21 protein-coding genes are annotated in these 22,626 nt (G+C 72.0%); 7 read left to right on the top strand and 14 right to left on the bottom strand.

Annotation, left to right across the window (positions count from 1 at the left end; all coding sequences use genetic code 11):
- Positions 1-29: 29 nt before the first annotated feature.
- Positions 30-857: a DeoR/GlpR family DNA-binding transcription regulator gene (locus tag ACFVXH_RS14530; protein ID WP_387823312.1), complete on the top strand. Its 828-nt coding sequence runs from the start codon at positions 30-32 to the stop codon at positions 855-857.
- A 14-nt stretch (positions 858-871) separates the two neighbouring features.
- Here the strand turns inward: ACFVXH_RS14530 and ACFVXH_RS14525 are convergent, their stop codons facing one another.
- The 5 genes from ACFVXH_RS14525 to ACFVXH_RS14505 form a co-directional block, all read right to left on the bottom strand.
- The gene (locus ACFVXH_RS14525; RefSeq protein ID WP_074002529.1) at positions 872-1,936 is read right to left on the bottom strand and encodes a LacI family DNA-binding transcriptional regulator; all 1,065 of its coding nucleotides are present in this window, start codon (positions 1,934-1,936) and stop codon (positions 872-874) included.
- Positions 1,937-2,007: 71 nt separating this feature from the next.
- Positions 2,008-3,843 (bottom strand): glycoside hydrolase family 36 protein, encoded by a 1,836-nt coding sequence (locus ACFVXH_RS14520; protein ID WP_387823307.1) that lies wholly within the window; start codon positions 3,841-3,843, stop codon positions 2,008-2,010.
- Between the two features lie 2 nt (positions 3,844-3,845).
- Positions 3,846-4,673, bottom strand: a complete 828-nt coding sequence (locus ACFVXH_RS14515; RefSeq protein WP_053111977.1) for a carbohydrate ABC transporter permease — start codon at positions 4,671-4,673, stop codon at positions 3,846-3,848.
- Positions 4,670-5,503 carry a carbohydrate ABC transporter permease gene (locus tag ACFVXH_RS14510; protein ID WP_387823304.1) on the bottom strand — a complete coding sequence of 278 codons (834 nt, stop codon included), beginning with the start codon at positions 5,501-5,503 and terminating at the stop codon, positions 4,670-4,672. Before ACFVXH_RS14510 ends, ACFVXH_RS14515 begins: the two co-directional genes overlap by 4 nt.
- A 187-nt stretch (positions 5,504-5,690) precedes the next feature.
- On the bottom strand, positions 5,691-5,969 hold the full coding sequence (locus ACFVXH_RS14505; RefSeq protein ID WP_387823301.1) for a hypothetical protein: 279 nt from the start codon (positions 5,967-5,969) through the stop codon (positions 5,691-5,693).
- Positions 5,970-6,334: 365 nt separating this feature from the next.
- Between ACFVXH_RS14505 and ACFVXH_RS14500 the strand changes: the two genes are divergently transcribed.
- Both ACFVXH_RS14500 and ACFVXH_RS14495 read left to right on the top strand, forming a co-directional pair.
- Entirely contained in the window at positions 6,335-7,192 is an 858-nt protein-coding gene (locus tag ACFVXH_RS14500) for a helix-turn-helix domain-containing protein (RefSeq protein ID WP_380662667.1), read from the top strand.
- Positions 7,192-7,413: a DUF397 domain-containing protein gene (locus ACFVXH_RS14495; protein WP_380777496.1), complete on the top strand. Its 222-nt coding sequence runs from the start codon at positions 7,192-7,194 to the stop codon at positions 7,411-7,413. Before ACFVXH_RS14500 ends, ACFVXH_RS14495 begins: the two co-directional genes overlap by 1 nt.
- Positions 7,414-7,552: 139 nt before the next feature.
- Here the strand turns inward: ACFVXH_RS14495 and ACFVXH_RS14490 are convergent, their stop codons facing one another.
- Positions 7,553-8,029 carry a GNAT family N-acetyltransferase gene (locus ACFVXH_RS14490; RefSeq protein ID WP_387823296.1) on the bottom strand — a complete coding sequence of 159 codons (477 nt, stop codon included), beginning with the start codon at positions 8,027-8,029 and terminating at the stop codon, positions 7,553-7,555.
- Between the two features lie 124 nt (positions 8,030-8,153).
- On the opposite strand from ACFVXH_RS14490, the gene ACFVXH_RS14485 reads away from it, so the two are divergent.
- Positions 8,154-8,894, top strand: a complete 741-nt coding sequence (locus ACFVXH_RS14485; protein ID WP_387823293.1) for an ArsR/SmtB family transcription factor — start codon at positions 8,154-8,156, stop codon at positions 8,892-8,894.
- A gap of 88 nt (positions 8,895-8,982) precedes the next feature.
- On the opposite strand, the gene ACFVXH_RS14480 is transcribed toward ACFVXH_RS14485, so the two are convergent.
- From ACFVXH_RS14480 to ACFVXH_RS14470, 3 genes are all read right to left on the bottom strand, one after another.
- Positions 8,983-9,768, bottom strand: a complete 786-nt coding sequence (locus tag ACFVXH_RS14480) for a DUF2785 domain-containing protein (protein WP_074002521.1) — start codon at positions 9,766-9,768, stop codon at positions 8,983-8,985.
- Between the two features lie 366 nt (positions 9,769-10,134).
- Positions 10,135-11,502 carry a diaminopimelate decarboxylase gene (gene lysA, locus ACFVXH_RS14475; protein ID WP_387823290.1) on the bottom strand — a complete coding sequence of 456 codons (1,368 nt, stop codon included), beginning with the start codon at positions 11,500-11,502 and terminating at the stop codon, positions 10,135-10,137.
- A 51-nt stretch (positions 11,503-11,553) separates the two neighbouring features.
- Entirely contained in the window at positions 11,554-11,727 is a 174-nt protein-coding gene (locus tag ACFVXH_RS14470) for a hypothetical protein (RefSeq protein WP_158077702.1), read from the bottom strand.
- A gap of 314 nt (positions 11,728-12,041) precedes the next feature.
- Here ACFVXH_RS14470 and kdpB point away from each other — a divergent pair, with 314 nt between their 5' ends.
- Together kdpB and ACFVXH_RS14460 are read left to right on the top strand one after the other, a co-directional pair.
- Positions 12,042-14,228, top strand: coding sequence for a potassium-transporting ATPase subunit KdpB (kdpB, locus tag ACFVXH_RS14465; RefSeq protein WP_079272120.1), 2,187 nt, complete (start codon positions 12,042-12,044; stop codon positions 14,226-14,228).
- Positions 14,229-14,417: 189 nt separating this feature from the next.
- Complete coding sequence (locus ACFVXH_RS14460; protein WP_049650056.1) at positions 14,418-14,903, top strand: universal stress protein; 486 nt, start codon at positions 14,418-14,420, stop codon at positions 14,901-14,903.
- A gap of 37 nt (positions 14,904-14,940) precedes the next feature.
- Here ACFVXH_RS14460 and ACFVXH_RS14455 read toward each other — a convergent pair whose 3' ends face one another.
- On the bottom strand, positions 14,941-16,107 hold the full coding sequence (locus tag ACFVXH_RS14455) for an alpha/beta hydrolase (protein ID WP_380742947.1): 1,167 nt from the start codon (positions 16,105-16,107) through the stop codon (positions 14,941-14,943).
- Positions 16,108-16,625: 518 nt separating this feature from the next.
- Here ACFVXH_RS14455 and ACFVXH_RS14450 point away from each other — a divergent pair.
- The gene (locus ACFVXH_RS14450) at positions 16,626-17,090 is read left to right on the top strand and encodes a hypothetical protein (protein ID WP_117487037.1); all 465 of its coding nucleotides are present in this window, start codon (positions 16,626-16,628) and stop codon (positions 17,088-17,090) included.
- On the opposite strand, the gene ACFVXH_RS14445 is transcribed toward ACFVXH_RS14450, so the two are convergent.
- From ACFVXH_RS14445 to ACFVXH_RS14430, 4 genes are all read right to left on the bottom strand, one after another.
- Positions 17,078-17,701 carry a hypothetical protein gene (locus ACFVXH_RS14445; protein WP_380742944.1) on the bottom strand — a complete coding sequence of 208 codons (624 nt, stop codon included), beginning with the start codon at positions 17,699-17,701 and terminating at the stop codon, positions 17,078-17,080. The two genes, ACFVXH_RS14450 and ACFVXH_RS14445, sit on opposite strands and share 13 nt — an antisense overlap.
- 91 nt (positions 17,702-17,792) lie before the next feature.
- Positions 17,793-21,584: an ATP-binding protein gene (locus ACFVXH_RS14440; protein ID WP_387823283.1), complete on the bottom strand. Its 3,792-nt coding sequence runs from the start codon at positions 21,582-21,584 to the stop codon at positions 17,793-17,795.
- A 55-nt stretch (positions 21,585-21,639) separates the two neighbouring features.
- Positions 21,640-22,044 carry a cupredoxin domain-containing protein gene (locus tag ACFVXH_RS14435; RefSeq protein WP_387823280.1) on the bottom strand — a complete coding sequence of 135 codons (405 nt, stop codon included), beginning with the start codon at positions 22,042-22,044 and terminating at the stop codon, positions 21,640-21,642.
- Positions 22,044-22,499, bottom strand: a complete 456-nt coding sequence (locus ACFVXH_RS14430) for a hypothetical protein (protein WP_049650061.1) — start codon at positions 22,497-22,499, stop codon at positions 22,044-22,046. The genes ACFVXH_RS14435 and ACFVXH_RS14430 overlap by 1 nt, the downstream gene beginning before the upstream one ends.
- Positions 22,500-22,626 lie beyond the last annotated feature (127 nt).

The raw sequence follows: 22,626 nt of genomic DNA, 5'->3' as shown, positions 1-22,626 counted from the left end.
CACCGGACGTGGTCGAAGGAGGCCTCCCGATGGCTGACAGCGCCCAACCGCTCGCCGGACAGCGCCGCGTGCTGATCCTGGAGCAGATCCGCGCGCGCGGCGGGGTCCGGGTCACCGAACTGGTCCGCGACCTCGGGGTCTCGGACATGACGGTCCGGCGCGACCTGGACGCGCTGGCCCGCCGCGGCCTGGTGCACAAGGTGCACGGCGGCGCGGTCCGGGTCGAGGCACCGGCCACCGGCGAGCCCGGGTTCGAGACCAAGGCGCACTGGGAGCTGCCCGCCAAGGAGGCGATCGCCCGGGCCGGCGCCGCACTCGTACCGCCGGGCTCGGCGGTCGGGCTGGCCGGCGGGACGACCACCTACGCGGTCGCCCGGCGGCTGCGCGCGGTCGAGGGCCTCACCGTGGTGACCAACTCGCTGCCGATCGCCGAGCTGCTGGAACAGCCCGCCGAGGACGGCACCCCGTCCACCGCCACGGTGATCCGCACCGGCGGCGTGCGGACCCCCTCGGACGCGCTGGTCGGGCCGGTGGCCGACCAGGCGATCCGCTCCCTGCACGTCAACCTGCTGGTCCTGGGCTGCCACGGCCTCTCCCCCGAGGCCGGGCTGACCACCCCGAACCTGGCCGAGGCGGAGACCAACCGCGCCTTCCTCAGCTCGGCCCGCCGGGTGGTCGTGGTGGCCGACCACACCAAGTGGAACGCGGTCGGCCTGGCCTCCTTCGCCGACCTGGACCAGCTGGACGTCCTGGTCACCGACGACGCCCTGCCCGCCGAGCAGCGGGCAGCCGCCGCCGGACTGGTCGGCGAGCTGATCGTGGCCGCGACGGCGGACCACACGGGCCGAACCGGCTGACGGATCCGAAGGATTCAGCCGGGCCGGCCCGAACTCCCCCGCACCACCAGCTCGGTGGGCAGTTCCAGCCCTTCCCCCGCCGCCGCCTCCCCGCGCACCTGGTCCAGCAGCCGGCCGACCAGCGCCGTGGCGATCGCCCGCAGCGGCAGCCGGACCGAGGTCAGCGCGGGGTGGAGGTGGCGGCAGAGCGGCGTGTCGTGGAACCCGGTGACGGCCACCCCGCCGGGCCCGACCACCAGCCCCTCCGCCCGGACCGCCTCGTACACGTCCAGCGCCAGCAGGTCGCTGCCGGCCGCGAAGGCGGTGGGCCGGTCGGGCCCGCGCAGCAGCGCCCGTACGGAGGCCACCACGGAACCCGCGGCGGCCGTACCGGAACTCCCCGCCCCGGAAGCCCCCACCGCCACCGCGGACAGGCCCAACCGGCGTGCCTCGGCCAGGAATCCGGCCCGCCGCGCCGCCATCCAGGGCAGCTCCTCGGCGGCCCCGAGGTAGCCGATCCGGCGGTGGCCGAGCGCCGCGAGGTGCCGCACCACCTCGGCCATCGCCGCCTCGTTGCCGATGTCCACCCAGCGCTGGGGCTCGCCGGGCCCGGTCCGGCCGAAGCTGGCGAACGGGACGCCGAGCCGGGCCGCGTGGGCGATCCGGACGTCCTCGTGCAGGACGTCCGCCAGCACCAGTCCGTCCACCTGACGGGCCGCCACCAGTTCGTCGATGGCGGCCACCGGGTCGGCCGCGCCCTGCCCCGGCCGGAACAGCAGCACCCGCTGCCCCGCCGCCCCGGCCGCGTCGACCAGGGCCTCCAGGAAGCCGGCCATCAGCGGGTTGGGGTCGAGCGGGTCGTCCACCGGGGCGAGGTAGCCGAGGGTGCGCCGGGCGCCGCTGCGCAGCGAGCGGGCCGACTGGTCGGGCTGGTACCCGAGTTCGCGGATCGCCGCGTTCACCCGGTCCAGCGTCTCCGGGCGGACCCGCCGCGGCGCGTTGAGCGCGTTGGAGACGGTCTGCCGGGAGACCCCGGCCGCCCGGGCGACCTCCTCGATCGTGGTGGCGCCGCGGCGCGGCCGGTGCGGTCCCTCGGGCATGCGGTTCTCCAGACGTGGTCGGTGCGCGGAGCGGGCCGGGGCCCGGGGCCGGCCGGCGGCCCCGGAGGCGGTCAGCGACGCAGGGTCAGCAGCCCGCCGCGCGGCACCGGGATCACGTCCGCCCGGTCCAGCTCGACCTCGCCCTGCCGGACGATACGCCCCCGGGAGTCCTGCACCGTCACCGCCACCTGCCCGCGGCCGCCGGTGAGCCGGACGTCCGGGTCGGCGTCGGCGTTGGCCACCAGCAGGGTGCGCCAGTCGTCGCCGGAGGCGTCCACCGGCAGCGCGGCGTACCGGGCCACGGCCACCGTGCCGGTGTCGGTACCGGCGCCGGTACCGCCGCCGGTGCCGCGCGCGGTGACCATCGGGTAGCCGAGGTCCGGGCGGGCCGGGAGCAGTTCGCCGAGCTGGAGGGTGTCGGCGTGCTCGCGGAAGACGCCGAGCCAGAAGGCGATCGCCTCGCGCTGCTCCTCGCTCTGGGCGGCGAGGTCGACGGAGATCTGCGGCACCGAGAACAGCACGTTGATCAGGTGGCAGGCGACCTGCTCGGCCGGTTCCTCCCGGTGCCACATCAGCATGTCGGCGTGGACCGGGACGGGCCCGGCGGCCAGCCGCACGTCGATGGTCCGCTGCCGGTTCTCCTGCGGGCTGAGCGGGCAGTCGGTGGCGCGGATCATGGTGGCGTACGGCCACAGGCCGGGGCTGACGTACGGCTGGCGGTGCTCGATCATCGCCTCCGGGTTCGCGGCGGTGATCCGGCCGCGGATCGCGGCGAGCAGCCGCTCCACGCCCTCGTCCACGCTCGCGCAGTCCGCGCCGGGGCGGGCCGCCGGGGCGTCGTCGCGCTCCGCGGCCCGGGCGAACCAGTCGACGAAGTCCACCTTGAGGCCGTCCATGCCCCACTCCTCGACGGCCCGGACGAGCCGGTCGGTGAGGAAGGCCCGGACCTCGGGGTGGCGCGGGTCCGCGACGATCGCGCCCATGTGGGCGGCGTCGGCCAGCGCGAGGTGGCCGATCTCCCGGTACGCGGCGCTGTCCTTGCCGATGAACGGCAGCGCGTACCAGAGCATGTAGCGCACCCCGAGCTCGTGCACCCGCCGGACGTGGGCGGCGGTGTCGGGCAGCGAGACCGGCTCCCAGTCGCCGCAGTGGGCGTAGCCGCGGGTGCGGTCGGCGGTCATCCAGCCGTCGTCCACGATGATCACGTCCAGGCCCAGCTCCTTGCCGAGCGCGGCCTGGGTCTCGACGCCCTTGGGGGTGATGTCCTGGTGCATCGAGTACCAGGTGGAGTACGCGGGACGGCGGGCGGCCTCCGGGATGTCGGCCGTACGGCCCTCGCCCCACCAGGCGGCCAGGTCGGCCAGGGCGCGCCCGAAGTGCCGGCGCGAGGTGTCGATCCGGACGGTGAGCCGGTCGGTGGCCTGGGCCCAGAACCGGAACTCGCCGGTCTCCTCGACCACTCCGGCCCCGGCGAGCACGTCCGGGCGGCCGGCCGCGAAGGCGCTCAGGGCGACGTCGCCGGTGCCGACCAGCGCGGCGATCGGCGCGCCGTTGGCGAGCGAGGTGCGGCGCGGGGCGCTCCAGGCGGCGGGCAGCCAGCCGGTGCCGCGCGGCTCGGGGGTCCAGAGGGCGGTGGCGTCGACGCAGGGCACCCGCCACTCGATCCGGACCTCGCCCGGGCCCTCGGCCGTCACCTCCACCACCCCGTCGGCGACGCCCCGGGCCGTGCCCGTGCCGCTCACCCGCAGGTCCAGCCCGTCGGCGTACAGCGGGCGCAGGCCGCCGGCGGCGGTGGGGGCGTGCGGCTCCCAGACGTCGGCCGCCGCCGCGCCGGCCGTCGTCCCGCTCGTACCGGCCGTGGCGCCGGCCGTGCTCACGGTCGTGCCGGTGTCGTTCGTCTCGGTCATGGTCAGCCCTTCGTGGCGCCGGCCAGCAGGCCGGAGATGAACTGCCGCTGGAGGACCAGGAAGAGGACCATCATCGGCAGGGTGGACAGCGCGGTGCCGGAGAGGATCGCGCCGTAGTCGGTGTTGGACTTGTTGCCGTGCAGCGTCGCCAGGGCGACCGGCAGGGTGTGCATCTCGGGGCTGCGCAGGGCGATCAGCGGCCAGACGAACTGGTTCCAGGAGCCCAGGAAGAGGAAGATCGACAGGGCCGCGAGCACCGGCCGCATGACCGGCACCACCACGCTGAACAGCACCCGGAGTTCGCCCGCGCCGTCGACCCGGGCGGCGTCCAGGAGCTCGTCCGGCAGGCTGCTCAGCGACTGCCGCATCAGGAAGATGGCGAACGGCACGCACAGGCCCGGCAGGATCAGCGCCTGGTAGGTGTCCAGCAGGCCGAAGTCCGTCATCATCTTGAACAGCGGTACCAGCACGACCTGTTCGGGCACCACGAGGGTGGAGAGCAGCAGCGCGAAGAGCAGGGTGCGGCCGCGGAAGCGGAACTTGGCGAAGGCATAGCCCGCGAGCAGCGCCACGACCAGGGCGCCCAGAGTCTGGACCCCCGCCACCAGCAGGGAGTTGCCGACCACCCGGAGCAGGCCGATCTTCTGTTCCAGGTGGCTCAGGTTCTCGCCGAGGCTCCCGCCGGGCAGCAGCTTCGGCGGCCAGTCGAAGACCTCGGTGTCCTTGCGGGTGGCCGAGACCACCAGCCAGTAGAAGGGGGCGATCGACAGCCCGGTGACGCCGGCCAGGAAGAAGGTCAGCGGCCAGCCGCGCAGTTTCTTGAGGTTCACTTGTCCTTCTCCCCCATCAGGCGCATCTGGACGGCGCCGAGCACCGACACGAGCAGGGTGAGCGCGTAGGCGATGGCGGAGGCGTAGCCGAAGTCGAAGTACCGGAAGCCGTTCTGGTACAGGTACATGGAGACGGTCAGGGTGGCGTTGTCCGGCCCGCCGCCGGTCAGCACGTACGGCTCGTCGAAGAGCTGGAGCGTGCCGATGGTCGAGAGCACGACGGTGAACAGCAGCACCGGGCGCAGCGCGGGGACGGTGATCGAGGTGAAGCGGCGGATCGGGCCGGCCCCGTCGACCATCGCGGCCTCGTACAACTCCCTTGGTATGGACTGGAGTCCGGCGAGGTAGATGACGGCGTTGTAGCCGGTGTAGTGCCAGGTGAGCACCACGACGACGGCCATCCGGGCCCAGACGGGCTGCATCATCCAGGCCAGCGCCGCGCGCGGGTCGTCCTCGTGGCCGGGCAGGTCGAAGGCCTCCGGCCCGAGCCCGAGGCCGTCGCAGAACCACTCGGGCCGCATGCTGATCCGGTAGTGGGCGTGGCCGGCCAGCCGGAACGCCGGAAGCCGGGCGATGACCGACGTCGTCTCGATCCCGAAGGTGTCGGAGATCCGCCGCATCCTCCGCCCCACCACGGCCCGGATGTCCGGCACGTACGCGTCCTCGGCCACGAGGTGGATCAGGTCGAGGTTGGAGACGACGTCTCCGTCCGGCCCGGTGCGGTGGTCGCCACGCGCGAGTGAACCGGTCGCCGCCACCGACATGCCGGTGACGTCGGCGAACTCACGGGCCAACTCCTGGAACAGCAGGGGGACGTCTTCGGGTCTCACGTGGCTCCTCAGGTGTCGGCGGCGACGGCGAGGAAGAGAGCTTCACGCGCTCTTCCAAGTCCTTTTACATCGTGGAGAGTTCGTATTCAGGCGCGCAGCCTAACAGCGGCTCACCACAAATGGTCACGTTCGCATCAACTACCCCATGCGATATGACCGATACGCCGACAGAATCATTCATATCCGGTCAATCGAAGGCCACTCGACGCACGTAGACCGGGAACGGGTCGGGCCCGACGAACGCGACCGCCCCCACCGCACCGAAGTGGTACAGCCGGTGGCCGATCTCCCCGGCGGCCCGAGGGCCGAACCGGCTGTTGAGGTCGGCAGCCTGGTCCGCGTCCAGCGCGAGCAGGGCGAGTCCGGCCCGGAGGACGTCGAGGGCGTCGAAGAGGCTGTCGAAGACGGTGGGCTTGGTGAGGCCCACGATCTCGACGCTCACGGAGAAGGGGAACCCGTCACTCACCGCGAGCCTCCGATCCGCACCCGGCCGCGGGGCAGCTTTCTTGCGATGGTGAGGGACTGGCGGCAACGGGGCAGCTGGCAGGAGTACTTCTTCGACGTTCCGGGCATGGCAGGGCCTCTTCCGGTATGGGGAGGGACGATCGCAATCGAGGGCCGGTAAGAGGCATGGGAATGCCCGGTCCATCGGCACCGAGATCACGCTGCGTGGTGCATCGAACTACGGGAAGTAGCATGCCCTGCGTTGGCCAGTCGGTGCAACGGAACCCAAGAATGTGCATATGTCTTTTGAGATTGGATGTGACGAGCCCGCTGCCATCACGTCAGACTGTGGGCCGACGACAGAGTGCGACGAGGGGAGGTCGGAGCGTGGCCGCAACACCGACGGTCCGCCGACGGATGCTGGGCGGGGAACTCCGAAAGATCCGCGAGGGACTCAACCTCAAGGTTGATGACGTAGCAGTCCGGCTCGGCTGGCATCAATCCAAGGTCAGCCGGTTGGAGAACGGCCGCCACGGAGTGCGCGCGAACGAGGTCGGGATACTGCTCGACGTCTACGAAGTCACCGACCCGGAGATGCGGGAGGCACTTGAGACGCTGGCGCGCGAGGGCAAACGCCGGGTGTGGTGGCAGCCGTACTCGGATGTGATCTCGAAGCACTACGCCTCGTTCATCAGCTTCGAGGCGGAGGCTGTATCGATCCGGAACTTCGAATCATCGCTCGTGCCGGGGCTGTTCCAAACTGCCGACTACGCGCGTGCACTGATCCGACAGCTTGAGCCCGAGGCCACACCCGACGAGATCAACGCACTGGTCGACGTTCGCTTGGCGCGCCAGAACGCGACGCTCCGGAGAGAGGAACCTCTGAAGCTATGGGCGATCGTGGATGAGGCCGCGCTTCGCCGCCTGATCGGCAACCAGAACATCATGGCGAGGCAGTTGCAGCAGCTCGTCGCCGTCTCCAGGGAACCGCACGTCACCGTACAGGTGGTGCCCTTCTCAGCCGGCGCCCACGCGGGCGTGCACGGGTCGTTCGCGATTCTGAGCTTTCCTGTTCGAGGAGATCTCGACGTGGTGTACACCGAGGCCTTGACCAGTAGTCTCTATCTCGAACGAGATGACGACGTCGCAGCCTACGACCAGGCCTTTGACCGGCTTCGGGCAGCTGCCCTCGACGTCGCGCCGTCACGGCGGCTTATCGCGCAGATCGCAAAGGAACTTGAGTGATGATCACCGATCGGAGCGAAGTGAACCTGGCTGGCGCCACCTGGCGAAAGAGCAGGTACAGCGCCAACCAGGGCAACTGCATCGAGGTCGCCGACGGCTTTGCCGGCACCGTTCCCGTCCGGGACTCCAAGGACCCCGGCGGCCCCGCGCTCGTCTTCCCCGCCGACGCGTGGTCCGCCTTCCTCGCCGCCCTCAAGACCGGCGAACTTCCCAACACGTGAGCACACCCGCGCGAGAAGTCGGCCCAGCCGACTTCTCATGCAACCGATCAGCCAGGACGCCGCCCGCCGCACGACTGACCGGAGCAACAGCCGGAAGGTCCTGCTCCGGCATGACCCGCCCCGGTGCGGCCCGGCGGCTTCAGGGGGCCGCCGGCGGGGCGAGGTCCTTCGTCATGAAGACCCTGCTGGTGCCCGGCGGGTCGCACGGGACGTCGCCCAGGCGTCGCCAGCCGTGCTTCGCGTAGAACACGGGCGCCTGGAAGCTGATCGTGTACAGCACCGCCGTGCGGCAGCCGCGTGCGCGGGCCTCGTTCTCGGCCCGGTGCAGGATCTCGCTGCCCAGGCCGCCACCGCGCAGCTCGCGCGGCAGGAAGAACAGGTCGAGGAAGAACAGCCCGAGTGAGGTGCGACCGGTCAGACCGCCGATCACCCGGCCGGTCCGGGAGTCGCGTACCAGGACGGCCAGCGGGCGGCGGTCGTCGATGGCGGTCGTGTCGGTGTTGAACCGGTCCAGGGCATCGGAGACGAGCGATACGTCGGTGGGCTCCGGGGCATCGGTGACCGTGAGGCCGATGCCGGGCCAGGGGTTCGGTGGGGTGATGTCGGTGGCGGGCATGAGGTTCCCAGGGCGGTTGGCGGAAGGGGTACGGGCGGAGGACGCGGTGGCCTCGGCCGGTACGGGACGATAGGGCGCGGACGCTTCGGCCCGACCCGAATCGAGACCGACGACAATCGAAGGCATGGACGATCAGCGCGAGAGCCGGGACGTCGGTGTGGACCTGGCCGTCGTGGCCAGGCTGCTGGCCGACGGCACCAGGGCGGACTTCTGTCTGGCCCTGCTGGACGGCCGGGCCTGGACGGCCAAGGAACTGGCCCGCCACGCCGGTGTCGCGGCCTCGTCCGCGACCGAGCATCTGAACGTGCTCGTACGCGGCGGACTCCTCGTCGAGGAACGGCACGGGCGCCACCGCTACCTGCGAATGGTCGATCCGCGCGTGATGGCCCTGATCGAGAGCCTCGCCGCGCTCGCGCCGCACCGCGCCCCCGGACCGCGTTCGCTGTCGGGCTCGGGGCGGCAGCGGGCCCTGGCCCGGGCCCGGCTGTGCTACGACCACCTGGCCGGGGAACTGGGCCTGGCCGTCACCGACTCGATGGCCGATCGCGGCCTGCTGGACTGGGGCGCCGATCCGTCGCTCACCGCCAAGGGGGCGGCGTGGCTCGGAGACCTGGGCATCGCACTGCCCGACGCCTCCCGCAGGCCGCTGGTACGCGCCTGTCTGGACTGGACCGAACGGCGCCCGCACCTGGGCGGGGCCGTCGGCGCCGCCGTCTGCGGGCACGCCCTGGCCGCGGGGTGGCTGACCCGGATCGGAACCACCCGCGCCCTCGCCGTCACGGATCTGGGCAGACGTGAACTGCGCGAGCACCTCGGACTGCCCGCGACCACCGACATGCCATCCCGGGACCAGGAGGCGGACTAGCCTCCCCGGGACGCTCGGGGCCGGGCGCGAACGGGGCCCGCGCGAGGAGTCGGCCGGGCCGACTTCTCGTGCTCCCTGCCGCGCAGCGCTACGGGAGCACCGGGCGCAGGACCTCGGCCACCCGGGCCTTGACCACCTCACCGTGGACGAGCGGGACGGGCCGGCCCCCGCGCTCAACCGAAACACCGAGGTCCGCCAGCACGTACAGGGCGCGCAGGGTGCGCACCGTGTTGGAGGCCCAGACCGGCATCGGCCCGCGCTCGTACGGGGCGAGGGCCTCGGCGATCGGCGACAGCCAGGCGGTCGACCGCTCCGGCGTCAGGTCGGGGCGGGTGAGGACGAGGGCCACGGCCTTGGCGAGCCGGTCGTCCTCCCGCTCCGCGAACAGGTACTCCGTCGGGGCCAGCAAACGCTCGGCGGCGAGCGCGAGCAGCGGTTCGGGGTCGACCTCGGGCCGCAGGCCGAAGGCCCCCAGCAGGTCCGCGCCGTGCGCCACCGCGTGCAGCCACCCGAGCGCGTCGTCACGGCCCCGCAGGTCGGCCTCCGCGCGGTACCAGCCGGCGAACGCGTCGACCCACTCGGACCTGACCCCGTCCTGATCCACGATCATCCGCAACACGAGCGGGGCGAACGTCCTGGCCTCGATCCGCGGATCGCTGAAGCGCCCCGCCATCAGGTCCCCGAGCGCCAGACACCGCTCGCCGTCGATCACCCCGCCCCGTATCCAGGCGTCCAGCACCGCGTACGGGTAACCGTCCCTGACCTCCGGGTCCGGATCCCCCAGAGCCACCGCCAACTCCGCGGTCAGTTCGTCCAGCCCGCGCCCCGGGGGAAGAGCGCAGTCGTTCTCGTAGATCTCACGCCAGTTCGTCACGGCCGGACCCTATCCGTGGCCGCCGAGCCCTTTCACCTGCATTTTCGCCCTCGCCGGCAAGGCCCCGACCGCTTGGATCCGATCAGCACCCGCGCGAAAAGGATCATCACTCCGATAAAATCGAGTCCGTCGAGCACAGGGACGACAAGCGGCTGGACCTGTCCAACGACGCGAACAAGTTCACCGCCTCGGTCGTGATGGGCGATCCCGGCACGGCGCCGGACACCCTGCACCTGACCGTCGTCGCCCCCTGCGTCCCGCGCGGCGCCGGCCGGGGGGCCTCCGCGAGCGGCTGACGGCGAAGCCCCGCCCGGTCCCGTGTGGGAAGTCGGCCGGGCCGACTTCCCACGCGGCCGCCGTCCGCCGTCAGCGGCCGACCTCGCGCAGGCGGAAGTCCTCGACCGTCTCGCGCCGGATCAGCAGGCGGGCCCGGCCGTCCTTCACCGCGATCACGGCCGGGCGGCCGACCAGGTTGTAGCCGGACGCCATGGACAGCTGGTAGGCGCCGGCCGCCGGCATCGCCAGCAGGTCGCCGGGGCGCAGGTCGGCGGGCAGTGCGGCGTCCCGGACGAGCACGTCCCCGGCCTCGCAGTGGCGGCCGACCACGTCCGCCCGTGTCTCCCCCGCCTCCGAGCGGCGGCCGACCAGCCGCACCGTGTACGGCGATCCGTACAGGGCCGGGCGCGGGTTGTCGCTCATGCCGCCGTCCACCGCGACGAAGCAGCGGCCGTCCGCCGTGTGCTTGACGGACAGCACCCGGTAGACCGCCACGGCGGCCGGTCCGGCGATCGCGCGGCCGGGGTCGACGATCAGCCGGGGCACGTCCAGGTCGGCCTCGGCGCAGCGCACCGCCAGCCGGTCGGTGACCCGGACGGCGAACTCGGCGAGGTCCAGCTCCTCGTCCCCGGGCAGGTACCTGATGCCGTGGCCGCCGCCGAGATCCAGTTCGGGCAGTTCGACGCCGTGCCGGTCCCGGGTCTCGGCGAGCAGCCGCACCACCGCGTCCACCGCCTCCAGGTACGGCTCGACCGAGGTGATCTGCGAGCCCAGGTGGCAGTGCAGGCCCGCCAGTTCGAGCCCCGGCTGGTCGAGCACCCGGGCGATCGCGTCGGCCGCGTCGCCGCCCTCGACGGGGAAGCCGAACTTCTGCCCGCCGACCCCGGTCCGCACCGCCGCGTGGTGCCCGGCGGCGATCCCCGGGACGATCCGGACCAGCACCTTCTGCGGCGTGTCGGCGGCCACCAGGGCGGCCAGCCGCGCGATCTCCGCCGGGCCGTCGATGACGATCCGCCCGACCCGCAGCCGCCGCGCCAGCCGCAGTTCCTCCGGGGACTTGGCGTTGCCGTGCAGGAGGATCCGCTGCGCCGGGAAGCCTGCCGAGACCGCCAGCCACAGCTCGCCCGACGAGCAGACGTCCAGGCCCAGCCCCTCCTGCTCCACCCAGTCGGCCATCGCGCTGCAGAGGAAGGCCTTGGCCGCGTACAGCACCTCGGCGTGCGGCAGCGCCCGCCGGTACGCCCGGGCCCGCCCCCGGGCCTCGGCCTCGTCCAGCACGTACAGCGGGGTGCCGAACCGCTCGGCGGCCTCGGCCAGCCCGACCCCGCCGATCAGCAGATCGGCTCCCCGGCCGGGCCGCGCCGTGGCCGGCCAGGGGCCGCCGAGCACGTCGGCGGAGACGGCTCCAGGGGCGGTCCCGGGGGTGGTGGGGACGGGCGGGGCGATGAGCTGGGTCATGGCGGCTGCTCCTCTGGGTGGGCGCGTGGGCGGCGGACGCCCTGACGGGTGTCAGTCCTCGTAGTGCATCGCGAAGCGGCAGTTCGCCGGGCGGGTGCGGTCCCGGTCGGCGGCCGGGGACGGGTCCGGCGGCTCGGGGCGGTCCCGGCGCCAGGCGGCGGGCACGAGGCGGACCGTCCGCTCCAGCGGCTCGTCGACGTCGATGACGGCGGTGACAGTGGTCATGGCGGGGTCCCTCCAGACGACGGCCCGGGCGGCCGCACCCCTCCAGTGGAGACCCTCCGCACACCGACCGCACCCGCCCTTGACGCAGGGCGTACGGCCCGGGGCCCGTCCTTGACGCCTTCCTGACAGCCGTCCGGCGGTCGGCCGGCGGCGGTGTCAGAGCTCCGTCAAGGACGGGGGTTTCGCCGCCAATCCTGTGTCAAGAGCGGCATGTCCCCCGGTTCTCCGGTGGTGGGCTGTCCGCCGTCCCCGCAGCCCCACCCGAACCCGCCGCCCCCGACGAACCGGGGCGGCCCGGAAGGTCCCCCGAGACGATGCGCCGTTCGGCCCTCACCACCCCGGACAACACCCCCGACCAGCAGAACTGGTTCCGCCGCCCGGAGCGCACCGCGGCCCCCGCGCCCGAGCCGCCGCCGAGCCACCGGCCCACCTCGCCGGGCGGCCGCCGCCGGCTGATCACCCGCCGCCAGCTGGCCGAGGCGCTGCCCGCCGCCGTCCGCAAGCTCCATCCACGCACCATGATGCGCAACCCGGTGATGCTGGTGGTGGAGACGGGCTCCGCGCTCACCACGATCAGCGCCGTCCTCCACCCGGGCGTCTTCGCCTGGGTGATCTCCTTCTGGCTCTGGCTGACCGTGCTGTTCGCCAACCTCGCCGAGGCCGTCGCGGAGAGCCGCGGCAAGGCGCAGGCCGAGTCCCTGCGCCGCGCCCAGTCCGCCACCACCGCCCGGCGGCTGCTGCACTGGCGGGTCGGCACCCGCGATCACCGCCACGAGGTCATCCCCGCCGAGCAGTTGATGGTGCACGACATCGTGCTCGTTCCGGCCGGCGAGGTGGTCCCGCGGGACGGCGAGGTGGTCGAGGGCGTCGCCACGGTCGACGAGTCGGCGATCACCGGGGAGTCGGCTCCCGTCATCCGCGAGTCCGGCGGCGACCGCACCGGCGTCACCGGCGGCACCAGGGTGCTCTCCGACCACCTGGTCGTCCGGGTCACCTCCCGCCCCGGGCAGAGCTTCGTGGACCGGATGATCGCCCTGGTCGAGGGCGCCGACCGACAGAAGACGCCGAACGAGATCGCGCTCAACATCCTGCTGGCCTCGCTGACCATCGTCTTCCTGCTCTCGGTGGTCTCGCTCCAGCCGATGGCCGTCTACGCGCACGCGCCCCAGACCACCATCGTGCTGGTCGCGTTGATGGTCGCGCTGATCCCGACCACGATCGGCGCCCTGCTCTCCGCGATCGGCATCGCCGGGATGGACCGGCTGGTGCAGCGCAACGTGGTCGCCCTCTCCGGCCGGGCGGTGGAGGCCGCCGGGGACGTGGACGTGCTGCTGCTCGACAAGACCGGCACCATCACCCACGGCAACCGACGGGCCGTCGCCCTGCACCCGCTGCCCGGGGCGACCACCGAACAGCTCGCCGAGGCAGCCCAGTTGGCCTCCGTCGCGGACGGGACACCGGAGGGGCGGTCACTGGTCGAACTGACGAACCGTCAGTACTGGGTGCCGCCGCGCTCCCCCGGCGAACTCGGCGAGCAGCAGCCCGTACCGTTCACCGCCCACAGCCGGATGAGCGGCGTCGACCTCACCTGGCCGGACGGCACCACCTGCCTGGTCCGCAAGGGCGCGGCGAACGCCGTCGCCCGCTGGGTCGCGGACTCCGGCGGGCGGCTGCCGGCGGAGGCCGAACCCCTGGTGGACCGGATCGCCGGGGCCGGCGGCACCCCGCTGCTGGTCGCCGTCCACGACCGGCACGGCGCACGGGCGTTGGGCGTGGTCGAGCTCAAGGACGTGGTGAAGGAGGGCATCGCCGAACGCTTCGCCGAGCTGCGGCGGATGGGCATCCGTACCGTCATGGTCACCGGGGACAACCCGCTGACCGCGCGCGCCATCGCCGCCGAGGCCGGGGTGGACGACTTCCTCGCCGAGGCCACCCCGGAGGACAAGCTGGCCCACCTGCGACGCGAACAGGCCGCCGGGAACATGGTCGCGATGACCGGCGACGGCACCAACGACGCCCCCGCCCTCGCCCAGGCGGACGTCGGCGTCGCGATGAACTCCGGCACCCCGGCCGCCAAGGAGGCCGGCAACATGGTCGACCTCGACTCCAACCCGGCGAAGCTGATCGAGATCGTCCGGGTTGGCAAGCAACTCCTCATCACCCGGGGCGCGTTGACCACCTTCTCGATCACCAACGACGTGGCCAAGTTCTTCGCGATCATCCCCGCGATGTTCGCGAACGCCTACCCCGGGCTGCACCACCTCAACATCATGGAGCTGCACAGCCCCACCTCGGCGATCGCCTCCGCGATCATCTTCAACGCGCTGATCATCGTCGCCCTGATCCCGCTCGCCCTGCGCGGCGTGCGCTACCAGCCGGCCTCCGCGACCGACCTGCTCCGGCGCAACCTGCGGGTGTACGGACTGGGCGGGCTGGTGCTGCCGTTCCTCGGCATCAAGGCGATCGACCTGATCGTCCAGTTCGTCCCGGGGCTGGGCTGAGCGATCGGCCGGGGGATCCCGACCGGCCCGTCAGAGCGCTGTCAAAATGTGGGCGACCCGCGTCATGGTGGTGTCAGCGGCGGTACGGACGGCTCCGTTCCGGGGTTCACTGGAGACATCCGAAGCAAGGAGTTCCGAACCGGCGGAGCCCGATGGAGAGAGCCGCCGGAGAGACGGAGGCGAACGGCCATGACCGGGACCACCCGAGTGATCGTCGGCCTGAGCGGATCACTGAGCAGTCTGGCCGCCCTCTACCACGCCGTCGGCGAGGCGGCCCGGCACCAGGCGGTGCTGGTGCCCGTGGCCGCCTGGGCCGCCAACGAACGGGACGGCCTACGGCCGCTCTCCGAACTGGAACACGCCGCCCGGCGACGCCTCGACGTCGCCTTCGACCAGGCCTACGGCGGCTACCCGTCCGACCTGGTCATCCACCCGCTGGTGGTCAACGCCGAGCCCGGCCCCGCCCTGGTCGGCGCCGTCACCGGCCCGGCGGACCTGCTCGTCCTCGGCGCCGCCACCCGCCGCCGCCTGGACCGCCTGCGGCACGGCTCGGTCGCCCGCCACTGCCGCCACCGGGCCGGCTGCCGGGTGGTCGAGGTCTCGCCCTCGGCCCTCCTCACCCGCCTCGAACTCCCGGCCCGCACCGGCGCGCCACTCCCCCTGCTGGCCCGCTGACAGATCGTCACCGGCCTTCTGCTGAGGCCCACTTGTGCTACTCCGGGACGCGCAGGTGGGCGCTCAGCCAGCCGAGGGCGGGCGGGATGAGCCGGCCCCAGGTGGTGAAGTTGTGGCCGCCGGTGTCGACCGTCTCCTGGTCGACCACCAGCGGCGGACGGGCCGCCGCCGCGAAGGCGCTGGAGTCGGCGTAGGTGCTGCCGTCCTCCTTGCTGTCCGCGAGCAGCACCGCCAGGGGCGGCATCGGCAGGTGGGCCAGGCGCCAGTCGAGGTCGGCCTCGGCGCGGCGCTGCGGGTCGCCCGCGAAGAGGTCGCCCGTCGTGACGTCCTCCGCCGCCTTGAAGTAGCCGGAGAGCGAGACGGCCGCCGGGAAGGTCCGCGGGTGCTCCATGCCCAGCTTGACCGCGCAGTAGCCGCCGGTCGAGTCGCCGACGATCCCCAGGCTGCCGGTGCCGTCCAGCACCCGGTAGGAGGCCCGCAGGTCGGCGGGCACGTCGGTGGTGAAGTAGCGCTGCGCCTGCGGCCCGTTCGGGATGTCCTCGCACTCGCTGTCCCGGGGCATGGTCGGCGAGGGCCGCATCAGCACCAGGACGGTCGGCTGCATCGACCCCTTGCGCAGCAGGTCGAGTTCGGCCGCCGGGTAGCGCAGCTTGGTGACCAGGTTGGCGGCGTCGCCGGGGAAGCCGGTCAGCACCAGCACGGCCGGGAAGTGCCGCGCCTCGCCGCCGGGTTGGAAGTACTGCGGCGGCAGGTAGACGTAGCCGTCGGAGCTCAGCCCGGTGGTCGCCCCGGGCAGCCGCACCCGGTCGAGCCGCCCGATCCGGGCCGGATCGCGGCCGACCGCCCCCGCGCCGGTGATCTCCGCCGGACCGAGCACCTGCACGCCGGCCGCGCCCGCACCGGTGCCGCTGCCCGCCGCCGTACCACCGCCCCCCGTACCACCGCCCGTCCCCCGGATCACCCCCGCGCCGTGCTCGCGCCCCAGCAGGTCGGACCAGCTGCTGTAGAACACGAAGTAGTCGTTGACGGCGAGCCCCAGCGTGACCAGCAGGGCCAGCTGGGTGACGGCGATGGTGCCGAGCCGCAGGAACATCGCGGGCCAGCTCCGGACGGCCAGCCGGGGCCAGACCCACAGCGTGCCGAGCACCGTGAACACCGCGAGCAGCGCCGTCAGCGCCAGCAGCTTGTGGTTGGTGAGCCCCATCGGCCCCGACCTCCCCTACCGCCGTGAATCCCGGCCGTGGAACCCGGCTGTGGCACCCGGCCGTGGAACCCGGCGCTGTGGAACCCTGCCGCGAAGGCCGGCCGCGGAACCGGAGCTCCGTACTCAAAGTAGCCGGTCGGACACCTCCGGGCACGCCACCGCGAGCCCGGGTTCCGCAACTTCGACAAGCCTGTCGAAGTTGGCATGCCCAGGCTATGCTGACCCGAAGCCCGCCCCTGGTCGGGCCCCTCGCCCCGTCGACGCACGCACCGCCCAGGTGCGCCCGACCGGAAGGAGGTGCGGTCACAGCCTCCGCCAGACGGCCCACCCGGCCGGCCCTTCCCGATCGGCCAACAAGCCGTCCACATCGCCTTCTTGACGGTCCGTCAATTCTCATCCGCGATTTCACCGCCTGAACCGTGACGCGTGCCCCGGGCCGCCCACCGCCCGTTGTACGGAAGGTGAATCGCCGCGCCCGCCCGAAACCCCCGGCCGCCCCGCCGAGGAAGAGGTTCCGCATGACGACGTCCCGGACCCACCCGCGCCCCGCCGAAGCCGCGGTGCTGCTCACCGTGCTCGGCCTGCTCGTCCTGGAGGAGATCGCCCTCGGCATGGCCGAGGAGGAGGACCGCCCCGTCATCGGCGGCATCCTGATCGGCGCCTCCGGCACCGGCCTCCTGGTGGTCGGCGCGGTCCTGCTCAGCCGCTGGATCGACCTCCGCCGCCCACTCCCGCTACCCCCACCCGGCCCCAACGGCCGCGAGTACAGCGCCCGCGCCCTCGAAGGCTTCCCGATGGAGGCCGTCCGCCCCATACTGCTCGCCGAGAACGCCCCCCAGCTCGGCCACCTGTACTCCGCCTGGATGCTCGCCCGGGCCGGCCGCCCCGCCCCCTGGATCGCCCGCCGCCTGGCCATCCCCCCGGACGCCGCCCAGCTCCTCGTCGACGCCGCCCGCACGGCGAGACTCGATCAGCGCCGCTGACCAGGCGCCGCACTCGCCTGCGCCACCAGGTACGGCACCAGCCCGCGCTCCGCCAGCGCCGACCGCCAGGCATCCCGCGCCAGCACCAGCTCCCCCGGCCCGTCCGCTGCCTCCCCGGCCTCCGGCCCCCTCGATCGGGCCGCCCCCAGCAACCCCAGCCCGCCCACCAGCAGACTCACCGCACCCGCCCCGGCCGACACCCATCCGGCATCCACCAGCGCGTGCGCCAGCACCTCCATGTCCTCGACCAGCCCCAGCACGGAACCCAGCAGCAGGAAGACCACCGCCGCCCCCACGGCGATGATCGGCACCACCACCCCCAGCACCCCCCACCACCCCGACGCCCGCTCCCTGGCCGGCACGTCCACCGGCAGCCGCGCCACCGCGTCGGCATCCGCCCGCAACGCCGCGTACCGCTCGTACTCCGGCGCCGCCGCGGCCAGCACGAACTCCGCGTTCTCCCGCGCCGTCCGCCGCAACCGCTCCACCCCCCGGGCCTCCTCCCCACTCGCCCGCAACGCCGCCCGCACCTCCGGCGCCGAGAGCGCCCGCCCGAGCTCCGTCTCGAAGTCCGCCCGATCCTGCTGCGGCAGCCGAAGCGGCCTGTCCATGCTCGTCCCCGATCGCCGTGCGTAATGTTCTACAGAACTGTAGAACAAGGAGGCACGTTGCAGCAGCCCTGTTCACGGGTGGATTCGGTGCTCAGGAGGGGTCGGCCATCGGCACCCGGGCGAGGGCATCGCGGATCAGCTCGGCAGGGTCGGGGGCCTTAAGGCCCCACTCGCGGTACCACTCGGCGATCCGAGCCATCGGGTACCCCGTCCTCAGCGACGCCTTAAGCAGCCTGGCCAGGTCGACCTTGCTGACCCACAGCATGTCGATCGACAAGGGCCGACCTCCGGCAAGAAGGTCAACCGCCTCATTCACCGTGAGCCCGGCCGGCAGATCGTCACACGACGGCACGATCCCGCGGGCCCTCAGATGGCGGGCCAGATCTCCAGGGCTACGTTGCAGTTTTCGCGCCCCCATGATCAAACGCGCGAACGGCACCACGTCCCCCACCAGCACGTTTCCCCAGTCCATTCCGCTGTCGGGCGAGAACAACTCCTCGTCCAACCGAGTGAGCTTGCCCGACAGAACGATCGGGACCTCCACGCCATAGGCCCTGAAGCGGTCGAGGACTTCGTACAGTGAGCAGTTCCTCAATCCGGGCAGCTCAAACAGCCGCCTGAGGGTCAGGTCGGCCACGTCAATCCGCCGCCCCCTGTCCATGAACAGCTCCAGATCCGCCGGACACACGTCCTTCGGCATGCGCGGAAGCCTGAACCCGGCGGTCCCGAGCACCTCGGCAGCCCGGTCCGGCGCGATCCCCAAGTCCTTCTCTGCCCAGAGAAGGTGATCCACCGGCATCCCTTTCGACCGCGTCAACCACGGCCCGGTGCCGTTGAGGTTCCGGCTCAACAACATCAAGGTCTCATCCGAGGGGAACGGCGGCAGCCCCTTCACATCCGCCTCAAGACCGTACCTCGCCATGGCTTCGGCGACTCGTCCCACCGGAATTCCGTGCACTCGACCGGATTTGGCCAGGAATCCCAGTGGGACCTCGCTTCCCGGCTCCGGCCCACCCCAAATCGTTCCACCCCCGGAACGCTTCCAGAGGAAAATCGGATCGGTGTCGACAGCGATGGCGAGATCCAGCACCTCGCGGGTGACCTGTCGGCCCGCACCCTCCCAGACACCTGCCGCAGCGGCCGCTGGAATTCCCCGCAGATCGGCAATGATCAGCAGGTCACTGACGTGTGCGAACCGGCGGCCGTCCTCCTCCCGGAAGTGCGAACCTCGTTCACGGGGAATACCGAACTCGGCGGCCCTGGTACGAGCGGTCTCGGACGTGACGCCGAGATCGCGGGACAGTTTCGTGAGCCAATCGCCGTGATGCGCCAAGGACCACGACCTCAGGTCGTCCTTGATGACCGGCGCCAGAACGCCGATGTCAGAGGGGATCGCCGGGCGCACCCTCCTCTCCCCGATCAGCTCGGCGCAGATCTGCGATATCTCGGGCAATGACGGTTCCAGTGCGTGGGCCAATATCCGCCAGAGCGCCACGTTGTCCGGAAGGCTTCCCACAACGCTCTCCCTGGCCGGTTCATCCGCTTTCTCGAACCACGCGAGGACGTCACCGTCCGCGAGAAAGCAGCCGGTACGACGAGTGTCGTAGTCGACCCCGCCGAAACTCAGCGGTCGTCCCTGCCGGATGACCTCAACAGCCACCAAGTCGGCGAACTGGTAGCTCTCCCTCGTCACCCGGTGGATCCACTCCATGCTCAGCACGGCCGAGTCGCCGCTCACGAACTCGGCCACCGCAGCCTCCAACAGCCCTCTGACCGTGTCTGACGGGTCGCTGATGATGCGACGGCGGTCGACGGACAGCTTGCCCGGCGACAGGCCTCCCGTGAGGTTCACCACTGCGCCGGGCAGTCCGCGCATCGTGATGACCCCGCGGGCGACTTCCGGCTCTACCACCAGGCCGTCCACCAGCAGAGCACCGCCGTACTCGCACCAGGCCACCTGCACGCCGTCCGGGGCATGGGCCCAGGGTGTCATCCCGCCCCAGGCATTGAAGCCGAAGGTTTCATCCTGAGGTGCCTCGCGAGCCTTCAGAACTCCGACCTCCCACACCGTTTTCCGCTCGTCGCGTACCGCCGATGTAGAGAACTCTGCGACGGCCAGGAGGCGTTCGAGAACATCTACACACGACCACGAATCCGCCATCTCAATGTCGTCCCGCAAGTACAATCGCACGGTGGTGCCGGGCTCGCCATCCTGATCCGAACGCTTAGTGACGCGGAAGAGGTGGCTCGGGCCGTAGATGGAGACATCCAACCGCGGGCCCAACTGGCCGGAGGCATCCAGACGGCAGGTGGTGACCCGGATCTCGTCGGCGAGCATGAAGTAGCTCAGCACGCCGATGCCGAAGCGGCTGTTGGGGTGCAGCTCGACGGGCGGGTCGACCTTGCGCCACTCGGCGCGTTCGAGCTTGAAGTCCAGCTGCTCCGCGAAGCGGGCGCCGGCGTTGGAGAAGACGCCCCTCAACTCCTCCTCCCCCATGCCGACGCCATTGTCCTGGCACTCCAGGTAGGCGCGGCCGTTCTCGTCCACGCCCTGGCGGAACTCGATGCGACCGTCGTAGGTGAAGGTCGCGATGGGGTTGGTGCGGTCCAGGTACTCCGTGCGGGCGCGGCGGTAGCGGCAGGCGTCGAGGGCGTTCTGGTAGAGCTCTCTGACGGCCAACTCCCGGTCCCGGTAAAGCTCTACGCCCATCAGCAGGCTGCGGACCCTGCGTTCGTCCATGCGGAAGCGTGCCCAGCCGGTGAAGGCGCCGGCGGCGGGGGCGGCTTCGTCGGAGGTGAGGCGGGTGGGAAGTGGGTGCGTCGTGAGGACGCGGCGGACGGCGTGGAGGAGTTCGTCCGCCCGGGCGGTGTACTCGCGCAGGCCTTCGACCACGGCCTCGTGATGGCACTCGGCGCGTAGTACCGGCAGGTCGTAGGAGCCACCCCACGCGGCATCGTCCAAGGTCCGACGCAGCTCGGTGAGGTCGACCTCGTGCGGGATGCCGAGGTGTTCGGCCACGATCTCGGGTAGCGCCGTCATCTCGATGGCGGTCCCGTACGCCAGCGCGAGCAGGAGCGCCAACCGGGGCTCCCGGACATGCTGTTCGCCCGGGGCCCGCAGGTGGTCGTCGGCGCTGAGGCCGGCCAGGTAGTCGCGGTTGCCGACATCGGGGCCTCGACGGAGACCGTGCAGCAGGGCGCAGACGCGCTTGAGGGCGAAGGTCTCGCCGAGGTCGGCGAGCATTGGCAACTGGTCGACGATCTCCTGGACGCCCTCGGGGTCGGCGAGGTCCTCGTGCTGGTCGAGCCAGCGATGGAAGAGCCACCAGCCGAGTGTTGCGGCAGAGGCGGGTCGGGTTCGGGTGCGGCCCACGAGCAGGTCGTAGGACTCGATGAACTGCTCGTACGCCGCCCGGTCGGGGTCAGGATCAGGTGTGCGCGCGAGGTCAGTTGGACGCACAGAAGCGCGGACCGCTGTCAGGCGCAGCGAGCGGACCCGGTAGAGGAACGGCAGGACGGCCAGCAACGCGGCCTCGGCCGGGTAAAGGTCGAGCCGATCGTCGCCGAGCAGCCAGTCGACTCGGGAAGCAAAGCGCACCGCGATCCCGGGGTCCTGCCACGGGTCTTCGGCGAGCACCGTCTCGTCCCGCAGCCGGGCCAGTTCACCGGCGGCCTTCAGGACGACGGACCGGTACGGCTCGGCGTCCCGGTCCTCCCGGACGTGCTTCCAGACACGCGACTCGGCAGCGGCCTTCACCCACTCGTCGGCCCCTTCCGGTACGGCCGGGGGCTGACTCCCGCCCATGTTCAGAACGCCGATGCTTCCGGTCTGCACGACCGTCCCGTGCACCCTGTCCGCCGAGTTCGACGTGCTGTCGACCATCCCTCGTACCCTCCCCGTCCCCATGTGCAGGGGACGAGCGTAGGGCAAGCGCCCCTCATGCCACGGTCAGAATCCCGCGCATGAAGTGGTGGAACGTACAGAGGTACGAGTACCCGCCCGGCTGCGTGGGAGCGATAAGCGTCGCGCTGCCGCCCGGGGCGATCGGGCCGGTGTCGAAGGTGCCGTCCTGGGCGGTGAGGGTGTGGGCGGTGGTGCCGGTGTTGGTCACGGTGACCGCCGTGCCCGGGCTGAGGGTGAAGTCGGCGGGCTCGAAGGAGAAGTCGCGGATCGTCACCGTCCCCGTGAAGGGGCTGGGCGACGGCGGGGCCGTGGATGGCGACGGCGGCGCGACGGTACTGCTGGTCTCCTCCGGGCCCGGCACCATGAACGAGCTGACACAGCCGGTCAGTACGGGGGCCGCGGCGAGCAGGAGGGCCGAGGCCCGGAGGAGGGTCCGCATCAGGCGGGGGTGGCGAGCAGCCTGGCCCGCTTGGAGTCGGCGGCGGCCGACGGGGTGGCGCCGATGTTGGAGACGGTGGTGGTCAGGATGGCGTCGACGTCCGGGATCCAGTTGGTGGTCTTGGACTGGACGAGGACCTGCCGGGTCTGCGGCGTGCCGTCGCAGATCACGTCCGCCTCCGCGGTCCGGCTGGAGCCGAAGGCGACGACGGTGTTGTCCTCCGGGTCCTTCTGTTCGACGGAGACGGTGAGCGAGCGGGCCTCGTCCGCGATCGAGCAGAGGTACTCGACCTGCACCCGGACCCGGCCGGGGAGCTTGGGGTCGATGACGGCGTCGCCGAGGGTGACGGTGGTGGGGACCGGCTCGTCGGCCCGGGCCGGTACGGCGGCCCCGGCGGCGCCGGTGAGGCCGGTGAGGGCCGAGGTGAGTACCGTCAGGATGATCCACCGCTGCACTGAAACCTCCGGTCTGAGGACGTATAGGCGTACGAACGCATTGCGGCCGACGTTAACCGCCCGGAGATCCACCCGCGCGCCCAACCGTCCGAACGTCATACCAACAGCCCAGCGCCCAGTCCGCGAC

The sequence above is a fragment of the Kitasatospora sp. NPDC058184 genome (genome assembly GCF_042883725.1).
In the GTDB taxonomy this organism is placed as follows: domain Bacteria; phylum Actinomycetota; class Actinomycetes; order Streptomycetales; family Streptomycetaceae; genus Kitasatospora.
The sequence above is the reverse complement of the archived record's forward strand: the minus strand, read 5'-3'. Positions and strand labels throughout refer to the sequence as shown.

Excerpts from the sequence above, each read along its gene's own strand:
- ACFVXH_RS14530 (WP_387823312.1), top strand. The coding sequence starts at position 30 with ATGGCTGACAGCGCCCAACCGCTCGCCGGACAGCGCCGCGTGCTGATC.
- ACFVXH_RS14435 (WP_387823280.1), bottom strand. The coding sequence starts at position 22,044 with ATGCGGACCCTCCTCCGGGCCTCGGCCCTCCTGCTCGCCGCGGCCCCC.
- ACFVXH_RS14485 (WP_387823293.1), top strand. The coding sequence starts at position 8,154 with ATGGACGATCAGCGCGAGAGCCGGGACGTCGGTGTGGACCTGGCCGTC.
- kdpB (WP_079272120.1), top strand. The coding sequence starts at position 12,042 with ATGCGCCGTTCGGCCCTCACCACCCCGGACAACACCCCCGACCAGCAG.
- ACFVXH_RS14490 (WP_387823296.1), bottom strand. The coding sequence starts at position 8,029 with ATGCCCGCCACCGACATCACCCCACCGAACCCCTGGCCCGGCATCGGC.
- ACFVXH_RS14520 (WP_387823307.1), bottom strand. The coding sequence starts at position 3,843 with ATGACCGAGACGAACGACACCGGCACGACCGTGAGCACGGCCGGCGCC.
- ACFVXH_RS14445 (WP_380742944.1), bottom strand. The coding sequence starts at position 17,701 with ATGGACAGGCCGCTTCGGCTGCCGCAGCAGGATCGGGCGGACTTCGAG.
- ACFVXH_RS14525 (WP_074002529.1), bottom strand. The coding sequence starts at position 1,936 with ATGCCCGAGGGACCGCACCGGCCGCGCCGCGGCGCCACCACGATCGAG.
- ACFVXH_RS14455 (WP_380742947.1), bottom strand. The coding sequence starts at position 16,107 with ATGGGGCTCACCAACCACAAGCTGCTGGCGCTGACGGCGCTGCTCGCG.
- ACFVXH_RS14460 (WP_049650056.1), top strand. The coding sequence starts at position 14,418 with ATGACCGGGACCACCCGAGTGATCGTCGGCCTGAGCGGATCACTGAGC.
- lysA (WP_387823290.1), bottom strand. The coding sequence starts at position 11,502 with ATGACCCAGCTCATCGCCCCGCCCGTCCCCACCACCCCCGGGACCGCC.
- ACFVXH_RS14495 (WP_380777496.1), top strand. The coding sequence starts at position 7,192 with ATGATCACCGATCGGAGCGAAGTGAACCTGGCTGGCGCCACCTGGCGA.
- ACFVXH_RS14440 (WP_387823283.1), bottom strand. The coding sequence starts at position 21,584 with ATGGTCGACAGCACGTCGAACTCGGCGGACAGGGTGCACGGGACGGTC.
- ACFVXH_RS14470 (WP_158077702.1), bottom strand. The coding sequence starts at position 11,727 with ATGACCACTGTCACCGCCGTCATCGACGTCGACGAGCCGCTGGAGCGG.
- ACFVXH_RS14450 (WP_117487037.1), top strand. The coding sequence starts at position 16,626 with ATGACGACGTCCCGGACCCACCCGCGCCCCGCCGAAGCCGCGGTGCTG.